The sequence below is a fragment of the Pseudomonas sp. LLC-1 genome (assembly GCF_002992185.1).
Lineage (GTDB): Bacteria > Pseudomonadota > Gammaproteobacteria > Pseudomonadales > Pseudomonadaceae > Aquipseudomonas > Aquipseudomonas monteilii.
Window position 1 is genome coordinate 62973 of the sequence record NZ_LUVY01000007.1, and the last position, 12372, is coordinate 75344.

Genomic DNA, 12372 nt, shown 5'->3' on the forward strand with positions numbered 1-12372 from the left:
GGAGCATACCGTGACCGACGTTCGTCGCTGGATCTGGCTGGGCGCTGCCCTGCTGGTCGCTGTGCTGCTTTATAGCTTGCACAACATTCTTACCCCGTTTCTGGTCGGCATCCTGCTGGCCTACCTGGCCGACCCGTTGGTTGACCGCCTGGAGCGTCTGGGGCTGTCGCGCACCTGGGGCGTTGTGGTGGTGTTCGGCCTGTTCACCCTGCTGTTGCTGGCCTTGCTGCTGGTGCTGGTGCCGATGCTTGCCAAGCAGCTGGTGCGCCTGTACGAGCTGGCGCCACAGATGCTCGACTGGCTTGAGCATGTTGCGTTGCCTTGGGTGCAGAGCCGCTTGGGCCTGGCTGATGGCTTCTGGAAGTTCGACAAGATCAAGGCTGCCATCGCTGGCCACATGGGCCAGACCACCGACATTGTCGGCATGCTGCTGTCGCATGCCACGGCTTCGAGCCTGGCGCTGATGGCCTGGCTGGCCAACATGGTACTGATTCCGGTGGTGGGCTTTTACCTGCTGCGTGACTGGGACCTGATGATGGCCAAGCTGCGCAGCCTGCTGCCACGCCAGCGTGAGCCGCAGGTGGTCGGGTTGGCGGGCGAATGCCACGAAGTACTTGGGGCGTTCGTGCGTGGGCAACTGATGGTAATGCTGGCCTTGGGCGTCATTTATTCGGCCGGGCTGATGCTGGTCGGGCTGGAGCTGGGCCTGCTCATCGGTATGCTCGCAGGGTTGGCCGCCATCGTGCCCTACATGGGCTTCATCATAGGTATCGGTGCGGCCTTGGTGGCGGGGTTGTTCCAGTTTGGGGGCGACCTGTATCCGATGCTGGGCATCGTCGCGGTATTCATGGTCGGGCAGGCGCTCGAAGGCATGGTGTTGACGCCGCTGCTGGTAGGGGACCGGATTGGCCTGCACCCGGTGGCGGTGATCTTTGCCATCCTGGCCGGGGGCGAACTGTTCGGCTTTACCGGGGTGTTGCTGGCGCTGCCGGTGGCGGCCGTGATCATGGTGCTGCTGCGGCATGTGCATGACATGTACAAGGAATCGGACATGTATGCCGGGGATATCGACCCGCAGTTGTGATGTTGGGGCTGCGATGCAGCCCAAAATTAGCGCAACTTGTTGATTTTGCTTGTGCTATCTGTTGCCGTGATTGTGCGGCCCGCCTTGCGGGTATAGACTTTGCAACATTGTTCACCAAAGGCCCCCTGCGGTCCTGCTGACCGCCCGCGAGCATGAAACCACCGATCCAGTTGCCCCTGGGTGTGCGCCTGCGCGATGACGCCACCTTCATCAACTACTATCCGGGCGCCAATGCTGCGGCATTGGGCTACGTCGAGCGGCTATGCGAAGCCGACGCCGGCTGGACCGAGAGCCTTATCTACCTGTGGGGCAAGCAGGGTGTTGGCCGTAGCCACCTGCTGCAGGCGGCTACCCACCGCTTCCAGCAACGCGGCGAGCCTGCTGTCTATCTGCCATTGGCGCAACTGCTCGATCGCGGCGTAGAGCTGCTTGACTACCTGGCCCAGTACGAACTGGTGTGCATCGACGACTTGCACGTGATTGCCGGCAAGGCGGACTGGGAAGAGGCCATGTTCCACTTGTTCAACCGCCTGCGTGACAGTGGCCGGCGCTTGCTGCTGGCCGCCTCGGCATCCCCGCGCGAATTGCCGATCAAGTTGCCGGACCTGAAGTCGCGGCTGACCCTGGCGCTGGTATTCCAGATGCGTGGTTTGTCTGACGAAGACAAGCTGCGAGCCCTGCAACTGCGTGCTTCGCGCCGTGGCCTGCACCTCACCGACGAAGTCGGCCACTTCATCCTCACCCGCGGTGCGCGCAGCATGAGCGCGTTGTTCGACCTGCTGGAGCGCCTCGACCAGGCCTCGCTGCAGGCACAACGCAAGCTCACCATTCCGTTTCTCAAGGAAACCCTCGGCTGGTAACCCCCTGAAAACGCTGGGCCAGAGCGGCAAAACAAAAAAGTCACATCTTTTTCGATAAAATTTGCAAATGGCCATGATAGAGGGCATAGTTTCACCCTTCTAAAGGATTACAGACACGGTCGTGCCCATGCTAAAGCGCTTCGCACCCCTCGTGCCACTCGCACTCGTGACCCTGCTTTTTGGCTGCGCGGCCCAAGGCCCGGCTTCTCATTCAGAGTCTCAGCCTCAGGATCACACCCCGGTCGCCGCACAATCGGTGATCAAGGCCAAGGCCTCGTCCTCGTCGGTGTTCGGCGAACCGGAAGAGCTGGCCACTGAAGATGACCTGGAGGCCTTCTCCAGCAACAGCAAGCCCTACCAGCTGCCAGTGCTGGCGGACAGTATTCTCGAGCGCGGCATGTCGTTGATCGGCACTCGCTACCGCTTCGGTGGTACCTCGGAAAAGTCCGGTTTCGACTGCAGCGGTTTCATCGGCTATCTGTTCCGCGAAGAGGCGGGCATGACCCTGCCACGCTCGACGCGCGAAATGATCAACGTCGATGCCCCGAAAGTGGCCCGCAACAAGCTCAAACCGGGTGACCTGCTGTTCTTCAGCACCAACGGTCGCGGCCGCGTCAGCCATGCCGGCATCTACCTGGGTGACAACCAGTTCATCCACTCCAGCAGCCGCCGCAGCGGTGGCGTGCGCATCGACAGCCTCGGTGACCGCTACTGGAGCAAGACCTTCATCGAAGCCAAGCGTGCCTTGGCCATGGCGCCGACCAACATCGCGCGCAACTGATGGCAAAATGCTGTACCCTGCCACGGCGGTGATGCTTTGAAAAAAGCTCGCCGCCGTGCGTATTTACAGAAAGCGTCTAATCTAAATTCTCAACTCTTTTTGGCTGCGGCGCAGCAATCTCAGACAGGATGTTCTGGCCATGGTAAAGATGGCGCGCTTCGCATTTCTCTCCCTGGCAGCCTTGCTGGCTGCCTGCTCCAGCCGCGCTCCAGCGCCGGCCCCTGTGGTTCAGCCGCAGGTGTCCTACAGCCAGCCAAGCCCTTCGCCGATTGCCGATGACGTATTGATCCGTGCCATTGGCCTGGTGGGTACGCCCTACCGTTGGGGTGGTAATACGCCGGACTCCGGCTTCGACTGCAGTGGCCTGATCAAGTACGTCTACCGTGATGCTGCCGGCATCAGCCTGCCGCGTTCGACGCGGGAAATGATCGTCATGCGCGCACCCACGGTAGATGCCCAGTCGCTGCAGTCCGGCGACCTGGTGTTTTTCGCGACCAGCGGTGGTTCGCAGGTCAGCCACGCAGGCATCTATGTAGGGGAGGGGCGCTTCGTGCATGCACCTTCCACCGGCGGTACCGTGCGCCTGGACTACCTCTCCAACAGCTACTGGGCCAAGGCTTATCTGCAGGCAAAGCGGGTGATTCCCCAAGGGCACCTGGCGCAGAACCCTTAGAGCATCCCTCAGGGCAAGGCTGCTAACTGCTCGGTTAGTGGCCGGCCGCTTCCTTGTACGCCAATACTTATCTACCTCAGGTCACTGCCACGGCCGGATGAGCATGTTGCCTCTCTTTATGCAGCCTGGAGAGGACCATGAGCAATAACGAAGCAAAAATGCGCCAGGACCTTGAGCTGGCGGATGCAGCGCGTCCGCTGGTGGCGTTGGTCGACAAGATACTGCGCGATTACCCCGATCCATATGCGCTGGCGAGCAAGCATGCTGCTCAGATCGTGCAGAAGCACACCGGCAAGGCCATGGATCCGCGGTTTGTCTGGTGGCATCAGTTCACCAACTCAAGTACCAGCAGCCGCAGTTTCACTGGATGGCAACACAGTGGCCCGCCACAGAAGTCATTGGTGCTCACAGAGCTGGTAGTCGAGCGATTCGACGCCTATTTCCAGGATGCTGTAGACGAGCTGGACCAGCGTGGTGGTTTTTATTGGCAAGGGCCGTTTGCCGCTACCTACGATGAACGCAATGAAGTCCCGATGTTGGGCAGTGCCGTCCAGAGCGACTTTTGGGCGCTGGACTTTGCCGGGTTGTACCGTGAGGCCGTCGAGCGCTTCTGGGCGACCTACGAGGCGGATGTTCGTGTGCTGGCCAAAATCAATTTGCTTGGCGAGACAGCCAGTGCGCGACATGCCGGCAGGATTTCGGCGTCTGACAGGGGGCGGCTACGTGCCATGGTGGCCGACCAGTTGGCGGACGATGAGCTGCCCACGATTGATAATCTGCGCAGGGACAGCACGGGTAGCCCGCTGACAGTCAGCCGCTATGGCTTTGGTGAAGGGGACAAAGGCAGCCTTTTCGGTCTGCGGGCAGCAGACGGTAGCGTGCTTGCTTACATGCCCTGGTTCAATGAAGCACTGACAAGCTTCGAGTCCGAACTGGCAATGGCGCGTTGGTTGGCGGTGAATCTGCGGTCCGAGCAGACGCTTGAGGCATTCGTCACCAGTACACACAGCAACCCGCACGATACCAATGGGCGGAGCCTGATCAGGGTGCATTTGAAAGGCATCGCGGATAGTCGTTCTGACGACGCGGCGTTGATGGCCTTGAAGTTGTTCGAGCGTCCGCTGCGGGGAGATCTGTTCACCTACCTGGCCAACCAGGCCAAGGCCGAAATGCAGCGTACCGCCGAGCTTATGCGGGATAACGCCAGCCTGCGCCAGGCGATGCTCAGTGGCTATCTGTCGGCGTTTCTTGGTGTGTTCAGCGGCTTTGTGCCTTTGGGTTGGCCGATGTCTCTGATGTTGCTGGGTGCAAGCGTTGGCAAAGTGGCGCTGGATGTGAACGAGGCTTTACATGCCCAGGATGAGCTAGCCCGCAAAAATGCGCTGCGATCGGCCATTTTGCAGAGCATGTTTGCAAGCCTCAACCTGGTCGATATCGGTATGCAGACCACCATTGCCTCTCCGGCTACTCAGGCCGCCCCCCACGAAACGGGTGTTGACCTGCAGCACTGGCAACTGTCAGCCGACGCAGAGCTTGCGGTGGAAGGCCAGGAAATAAACACCGTACAGCTTGGGGAATTGGGTACCAGCGGGCGCCTGCGCGGTATTCGCGTGAACGACGACGGCAGTTGCTGGATTGTCTTGAGGGGCCATGAATACCGGGTGCGCTACAGTCATGAGCTGGCGGTATGGCTGGTGGTGCCGGCAGACAACCCTTACGCCTTTGTCCCGCTGAGCCCGGTGCGTTTGAACAGCGCTGGCGAATGGGAGTTGTTGGTGCCGCCTCGGTTGGTGGGGGGGACGCCCCTGCCGGCACAGCGCATGTCGAGCGTGCGTTCGCCGTTCTGGGATGTATACACCTCCATTGATGATGCGCAGAGCACGGTACTGTCAGAGCGGGCATTGGAGCGCCAGAAGCGTTTGCTGGACGGTTGGCCTGTTGCCGAGCTTGAGGAGGGGCAAGCACCGAGCCGGGACGCCCGAGGCCTGGACTGTGTGGATGTCAATGGCAGGTTCTACTACTCCTACCGTTATCGGCGCGAGTACTTCAATTCGTTGATCGAGTGGTACACCAGCAACGAATCGGGTGTGAATGATGTGTTCCGTAAAGGAAAGTACAAATACGACGACGAGGACAGGTACATCAACGATCTGGCTGATAGCCTCGGTCGCTTGCCCAAAAGCAATCAGGCCACACTCTACCGTGGTGGCCACCGATCCCGGGGAACGGGCGGCGAGTATTATCGATACGGCCACCTGTGTGTCGGCGATGTGCTGGTCAATACCGACCTGACTTCGTTTACCGAGAACCCCTACAAGGTCCTGGAGTTCGCCTGCTTGCCCTACGCTGGAATGCCTGATGCATTGCCCGGGTTGTTCGATGACAGTTCGGTGGTGTTCGAGCTGGCTGCGGGGCAGTACAGCGATGCCACGCCGATCAGCGCGTTTTCCCTGTATTGGAAGGAGGCCGAAACGTTGATGCTGCCAGGCCATTACTTCCGTGTGGAAGGGCTGGAACAGGTCTATGGCGAAAGCTACCGCTTTATCAAGGTGGCACTCAGGCAGGTCCCCAAACCTGCAACCGGGCGACCTGTTTACGATCTGCGTACCGGGCTGGCCTTCGATCTGGAGCTCTATCGCAAGCAGTTCCGGGCGGCGAACGTGGTCGAACGTTTCTTCCCTCGCCCATGATCCGCTTTGGCGAATGATCACCTTGATTGACGCTCCCGGCCCAACCCTCTAACCTTCGCGCGTGTTTCAGGTGCCCTGCCAGCCCCGACTGGGCAGGGTGAAACTGGGAAGCCGGTGGGCGCCAGCATGGCGCGATTCCGGCGCTGCCCCCGCAACGGTAGGTGAGTAGAAGGCCGCGCAGGGCCACTGGATGCCAGCATCCGGGAAGGCGCGCAGGCTGGGCCGAGGCCCGCTCACAAGCCCGGAGACCGGCCTGTTACTGCCAACGGCATCACGGAGGGTGATGCGCGGTGCACCGTGGCGCCCTGCCATGGCCCCTGCGCGTACTCCGTTTGCCTGCCTATTACCTGTCACCGTGCGTAGCCACGGTGCCAGCCAGCGGAGAACCCTGATGAGCGAATCCACCGAACGTGACGAACGCCACCTGGCGCGCATGCAGCGCAAGAAGGCGGTCATCGACGAACGTATCGCCAATTCCCCCAACGAATGCGGCCTGTTGCTGGTGCTGACCGGCAATGGCAAGGGCAAGAGCAGCTCGGCCTTCGGCATGCTCGCGCGCGCGCTGGGCCATGGCATGCAGTGCGGTGTTGTGCAGTTCATCAAGGGCCGCAACAGCACCGGGGAAGAGCTGTTCTTCCGCCGCTTTCCTGAGCAGGTGCGCTACCACGTGATGGGCGAGGGCTTCACCTGGGAAACCCAGGACCGCCAGCGTGACATCGCCGCCGCCGAAGCCGCCTGGGCGGTGTCGCGCCAGCTGCTGCAAGACCCTGATGTGCAGTTTGTGGTGCTGGATGAGCTGAACATCGCCCTCAAGCACGGCTACCTCGACCTGGACCAGGTTCTTTCAGACATCCAGGCCCGCCCGCCGATGCAGCATGTGATCGTCACGGGCCGTGCGGCCAAGCCTGAAATGATCGAACTGGCCGATACCGTGACCGAGATGGGTATGCTCAAGCACGCCTTCCAGGCCGGCATTCGCGCACAGAAGGGCGTCGAACTGTGAGTCAATCGCGCCATTGCCCCGCCGTGTTGATCGCGGCACCGGCCTCTGGCCAGGGCAAGACTACCGTCACAGCCGCGCTGGCCCGCTTGCACCGTAACCTCGGGCGCAAGGTGCGCGTGTTCAAGTGTGGCCCGGATTTTCTTGACCCGATGATCCTGGAGCGCGCGAGTGGCGCGCCGGTGTACCAGCTGGACCTGTGGATGATCGGCGCCGAAGAAAGCCGTCGCCTGCTGTGGGACGCCGCGGGCGAGGCCGACCTGATCCTGATCGAAGGGGTGATGGGGCTGTTTGATGGCACCCCGTCCAGCGCCGACCTGGCGCGCCACTTCGGCGTGCCGGTGCTGGCGGTGATCGACGGCACGGCCATGGCCCAGACGTTCGGCGCATTGGCCCTGGGCCTGGCGCGCTACCAGGCTGACTTGCCGTTTGCCGGGGTGTTGGCCAACCGGGTGGGCAGCCTGCGCCATGCGCAACTGCTGGAAGGCAGCCTGACCGAGGGCTTGCGTTGGTACGGCGGCTTGTCGCGCGAGCGCGGCATCGAGTTGCCCAGCCGCCATCTCGGGCTGGTTCAGGCCAGCGAGCTGAACGACCTGGATGCCCGCCTGGATGCAGCCGCCGAGGCGCTTGGCGCCAGCTGCGACGCAGCCTTGCCACCGCCGGTGAGCTTTGCCGAGCCCGAAGCACAAGCGTGTGCTGCTTCGCTGGCAGGGGTGCGTATTGGCGTGGCACGCGACGAAGCGTTTGCCTTTACCTACGGGGCCAACCTCGACCTGCTGCGTAACCTCGGGGCGCAGCTGGAATTCTTCTCGCCGCTGCACGACCGCGAACTGCCGGCGGTGGATAGCCTGTACCTGCCGGGCGGCTACCCCGAGCTGCATCACCATGCCCTGGCCGCCAATGCGTCGATGTGCGAGGCAATCCGCGCCCATCATGCTCAGCGCAAACCCTTGCTGGCCGAGTGCGGCGGCATGCTGTACCTGCTCGATGCCTTGACCGACGTGGCCGGCGAGCGTGCCGAGCTGCTGGGCCTGCTGCGGGGCGAGGCGACCATGCAGAAGCGTCTGGCGGCCTTGGCGCTGCAGGCGGTAGAGCTGCCGGAGGGCACCTTGCGTGGCCATACCTACCATCACTCGCTGACCAGCACCGAGCTGGAACCGATCGCCCGTGGCCTTAGCCCTAATGGCGGGCGTGGCAACGAAGCGGTGTATCGCTTGGGCCGGTTGACGGCCTCATACGTGCATTTCTACTTCCCCTCCAACCCGGATGCGGCGGCGGCGCTGTTGCGGCCATGAGCGAACATGCCTTCAGCGACGTCGAGCGCGCCGCGATCTACCGGGCCATTGGCGAGCGTCGCGACATGCGCCATTTTGCCGGTGGCCAGGTGGCGCCAGAGCTGCTTGCCCGTTTGCTGGCCGCCGCGCATCAGGCGCCCAGTGTCGGGCTGATGCAGCCGTGGCGTTTTATCCGCATTACCCGGCGCGACCTGCGTGGGCGCATCCAGGCCTTGGTGGAGGCGGAGCGGGTGCGCACCGCCGAGGCATTGGGCGAGCGCTCCGATGCCTTCATGAAGCTGAAGGTTGAAGGCATCAACGACTGCGCCGAGCTGCTGGTGGCGGCCTTGATGGATAACCGGGAACCGCACATCTTCGGCCGCCGCACGCTGCCGGAAATGGACCTGGCCTCGCTGGCCTGTGCCATCCAGAACCTGTGGCTGGCTGCGCGTGGTGAAGGGCTGGGCATGGGCTGGGTGTCGTTGTTCGAACCGCAGGCTTTGGCCGCTTTGCTGGGCATGCCTGCGGGCGCCAAACCGGTGGCGGTGCTGTGCCTGGGGCCGGTTACCGAGTTCTACCCGGTGCCGATGCTGGTGCAGGAAAACTGGGCCGAAGAGCGGCCCTTGAGCGAAATGCTTTACGAGAACCAATGGGGAGAGCGTCAATGAGCGTGGCCTTGCTGACCGTGGCCGGGGTAGCCCTGGACGCTTTGCTGGGCGAGCCGCAGCGGCGCCACCCGTTGGTGGCTTTTGGCAATATGGCCAGTAGCCTTGAGCGCCGCCTGAATGCCGGCGGGCGCGGCTGGCGCAGCCATGGGGTGAGCGCGTGGTTTCTGGCGGTGGTGCCGCTGACCCTGGTGGCGCTGGTTCTGTCGTGGCTGCCTTACATCGGCTGGCTGGTGGATGTGCTGGCGCTCTACTGCGCCGTGGGGCTGCGCAGCCTGGGCGAGCATGTGCTGCCGGTGGCCAACGCGTTGCGCCAAGGCAACCTGGAAGAGGCACGTCGGCGCGTCGGCTACCTGGTCAGCCGCGAAACCCGCGAACTGGACGAGCCAGCAGTGGCCCGGGCGGCCACCGAGTCGGTGCTGGAGAACGGCAGCGATGCGGTGTTCGCCGCGCTGTTCTGGTTTGTGGTGGCTGGTGCGCCGGGTGTGGTGCTGTATCGCCTGAGCAACACGCTGGATGCCATGTGGGGCTACCGTAACGAGCGCTTCGAACGTTTCGGCTGGTGCGCGGCGCGTATCGACGACGTGCTCAACTACCTTCCCGCAAGGCTGGTGGCGCTGACGTATGCGCTGCTGGGCAAGACCCGCCTGGCCCTGGCCTGCTGGCGCAAGCAGGGCCCCCTGTGGGACAGCCCGAACGCCGGCCCGGTGATGGCTGCAGGTGCCGGTGCGCTGGGCGTGGAGCTCGGTGGCCCGGCGGTGTACCACGGCGAGCTTCATGAGCGGCCGCGCCTGGGCGAGGGGCCAGTGGCCGATGCCGACGCCATCGAGCGCGGTTGGGCCCTGGTGCAGCGGGGTGTGTGGTTGTGGCTGTTGTTGATCTGCCTGGGGGCTTACATCAATGCTTGAACACGGTGGCCGCCTGCTGCGCGCAGTGCAGCAGTACGGCATTCCTCGCGAGCAGTGGCTCGACCTGTCCAGCGGCATCGCGCCCTGGCCATTCCCGATCCCGCCAATTCCTACAGATGCGTGGGCGCGTCTACCGGAGGTCGAGGACGGCCTGGAAGACGCTGCACGTGCGTACTACGGTACCAGCCAGCTGCTGCCGGTAGCGGGCTCTCAGGCCGCGATCCAGGCTTTGCCGCTGCTGCGCGCCGCAGGCCGGACAGGGGTGCTGACGCCATGTTATGCCGAGCACCCGTACGCCTGGCAGCGGTCGGGGCATCAGTTGGTTGAGCTGGACGAGGCACAGGTTGACGCAGCGCTCGATAGCCTTGACGTGCTGGTGCTGGTCAACCCCAACAACCCGACCGGTCGGCGGGTGCCGCGTGAGACGCTGTTGGCTTGGCATGCGCGCCTGGCTGCGCGCGGTGGCTGGTTGCTGGTCGATGAAGCGTTCATGGACAACACCCCGGCAGACAGCGTGGTGGACTGCGCGGGTCGCGAGGGCCTGATCGTGCTGCGTTCATTCGGCAAATTCTTCGGTTTGGCCGGGGTGCGGCTGGGCTTCGTCGCCGCTGAGCGCAGCCTGCTGTTGCGCCTGGCCGAGTTGCTTGGCCCTTGGACCGTCAACGGCCCGACCCGGGTGCTGGCCCAGGCAAGCCTGGCCGACGAAGCTGCGCAGCGCGTGCAGACTGAACGTTGCGCTGCTGCCAGTCAGCGCCTTGCCACCCTGTTGGCTAGCACTGGCCTGGCGCCAAGCGGCGGTTGTGACCTGTTCCAGTACGTGCGCAGCGAGCGTGCCGCGCCGTTGCATGACTTTCTCGCCCATCGCGGCATCCTGGTGCGCCTGTTCGACCACCCTCCGGCCGTGCGCCTGGGGCTGCCCGAGTGTGCGGCCGACGAACAGCGCCTGGCCCAGGCGCTGGCCGACTATCAAAAGGAATCGGCATGACCACCCTCATGGTGCAAGGCACCACCTCCGATGCCGGCAAGAGCACGCTGGTGACCGCACTGTGCCGCTGGTTGTTGCGCCAGGGCGTCGCTGTGGTGCCGTTCAAACCGCAGAACATGGCGTTGAACAGCGCGGTAACCGCCGACGGCGGTGAAATCGGCCGGGCCCAGGCGGTGCAGGCTCAGGCGTGCCGGCTGGCGCCGCATACCGACATGAACCCGGTACTGCTCAAGCCCAACAGCGACACCGGTGCCCAGGTGATCATTCATGGCCGTGCGGTCACCAGCATGAATGCGGTGGCCTACCACGACTACAAGGCCATCGCCATGCAGGCGGTGCTGGCTTCGCACCAGCGGCTGAGTGCCGCCTGGCCGGTGGTCATGGTCGAGGGCGCCGGGTCACCGGCAGAGATCAACCTGCGGGCCGGCGACATTGCCAACATGGGCTTTGCCGAGGCCGTCGATTGCCCGGTGATCCTGGTTGCCGACATCAACCGTGGCGGCGTGTTCGCGCACCTTGTCGGCACGCTGGAATTGCTTTCGCCCAGTGAGCAGGCGCGGGTCAAGGGCTTTGTCATCAACCGCTTCCGTGGCGACATCGCCCTGTTGCAGCCGGGGCTGGACTGGCTGGAGCAACGCACCGGCAAGCCGGTGCTGGGCGTGTTGCCTTACGTCACCGATTTGCACCTGGAAGCCGAAGACGGCATCGATGTGCGCCAGGGCGCCAAAAGCGAGCGTGTGCTCAAGGTGATCGTGCCGGTATTGCCGCGCATCAGTAACCACACCGACTTCGACCCGCTGCGCCTGCACCCGCAGGTGGACCTCCAGTTCATCGGCCCGGGCCAGCCGATTCCGCCTGCCGACCTGATCATCCTGCCGGGCTCCAAGAGCGTGCGTGGCGACCTGGCGCAACTGCGCGAGCGCGGTTGGGACAAAGCGATCGAGCGGCACCTGCGCTACGGCGGCAAGCTGATCGGCATTTGTGGCGGCCTGCAGATGCTGGGCCGTGAAGTACATGACCCGCTAGGCCTCGAGGGCCCTGCCGGGTCGAGCCCGGGGCTTGGCCTGCTGGATTACGCCACGGTGCTTGAGGCCGAGAAGCAGTTGCGCAACGTTGCCGGGGTGCTGAACCTTGAAGCGGCGCCGGTTGCCGGTTATGAGATTCATGCAGGCGTCACCACCGGCCCTGCGCTGGAACAGCCAGCCGTGCAACTGGCCGATGGTCGTTGTGATGGCGCGGTGAGCGATGATGGGCAGATCCTTGCCACCTACCTGCATGGCCTGTTCGAGGGCAGCCACTCGTGCGCCGCGCTGCTGCGCTGGGCCGGCCTGGAGGATGCCCAGGCCATCGATTACGAAGCCCTGCGCGAGCGCGACATCGAGCGCCTGGCCGACCTGGTGGAAAAACACCTGGACACCGCGCGCTTGCGCCAGCTCTGTGGGGTGGCCTGAC

Annotated in this window: 11 protein-coding genes and 1 riboswitch; all 11 genes read left to right on the forward strand. The window is 63.7% G+C overall.

What is annotated here, in order from left to right; genetic code table 11:
* The first annotated feature begins 10 nt into the window (after positions 1-10).
* Positions 11-1084, forward strand: coding sequence for an AI-2E family transporter (locus A0O30_RS06330; RefSeq protein WP_019099297.1), 1074 nt, complete (start codon positions 11-13; stop codon positions 1082-1084).
* A 152-nt stretch (positions 1085-1236) separates the two neighbouring features.
* Positions 1237-1944, forward strand: a complete 708-nt coding sequence (hda, locus tag A0O30_RS06335; RefSeq protein WP_003252443.1) for a DnaA regulatory inactivator Hda — start codon at positions 1237-1239, stop codon at positions 1942-1944.
* Between the two features lie 127 nt (positions 1945-2071).
* Complete coding sequence (locus A0O30_RS06340; protein ID WP_105945921.1) at positions 2072-2725, forward strand: C40 family peptidase; 654 nt, start codon at positions 2072-2074, stop codon at positions 2723-2725.
* A gap of 139 nt (positions 2726-2864) precedes the next feature.
* Positions 2865-3398 carry a C40 family peptidase gene (locus A0O30_RS06345; protein WP_016715467.1) on the forward strand — a complete coding sequence of 178 codons (534 nt, stop codon included), beginning with the start codon at positions 2865-2867 and terminating at the stop codon, positions 3396-3398.
* Between the two features lie 137 nt (positions 3399-3535).
* Positions 3536-6088, forward strand: coding sequence for a dermonecrotic toxin domain-containing protein (locus A0O30_RS06350; protein WP_105945922.1), 2553 nt, complete (start codon positions 3536-3538; stop codon positions 6086-6088).
* Positions 6089-6139: 51 nt separating this feature from the next.
* A riboswitch (cobalamin riboswitch) is annotated at positions 6140-6360 on the forward strand.
* Between the two features lie 119 nt (positions 6361-6479).
* A complete protein-coding gene (gene cobO / locus A0O30_RS06355) occupies positions 6480-7091 on the forward strand; it encodes a cob(I)yrinic acid a,c-diamide adenosyltransferase (protein WP_016715469.1) in 612 nt (203 codons plus the stop codon).
* On the forward strand, positions 7088-8383 hold the full coding sequence (locus tag A0O30_RS06360) for a cobyrinate a,c-diamide synthase (protein WP_105945923.1): 1296 nt from the start codon (positions 7088-7090) through the stop codon (positions 8381-8383). The genes cobO and A0O30_RS06360 overlap by 4 nt, the downstream gene beginning before the upstream one ends.
* Positions 8380-9030: a 5,6-dimethylbenzimidazole synthase gene (gene bluB / locus A0O30_RS06365; RefSeq protein ID WP_016715471.1), complete on the forward strand. Its 651-nt coding sequence runs from the start codon at positions 8380-8382 to the stop codon at positions 9028-9030. Before A0O30_RS06360 ends, bluB begins: the two co-directional genes overlap by 4 nt.
* Complete coding sequence (gene cbiB, locus A0O30_RS06370) at positions 9027-9935, forward strand: adenosylcobinamide-phosphate synthase CbiB (RefSeq protein WP_105945924.1); 909 nt, start codon at positions 9027-9029, stop codon at positions 9933-9935. Before bluB ends, cbiB begins: the two co-directional genes overlap by 4 nt.
* Positions 9928-10920 carry a threonine-phosphate decarboxylase CobD gene (gene cobD, locus A0O30_RS06375; RefSeq protein WP_105945925.1) on the forward strand — a complete coding sequence of 331 codons (993 nt, stop codon included), beginning with the start codon at positions 9928-9930 and terminating at the stop codon, positions 10918-10920. Before cbiB ends, cobD begins: the two co-directional genes overlap by 8 nt.
* Positions 10917-12371, forward strand: a complete 1455-nt coding sequence (locus A0O30_RS06380; protein ID WP_105945926.1) for a cobyric acid synthase — start codon at positions 10917-10919, stop codon at positions 12369-12371. The genes cobD and A0O30_RS06380 overlap by 4 nt, the downstream gene beginning before the upstream one ends.
* The last annotated feature ends 1 nt before the right edge of the window (position 12372 follow it).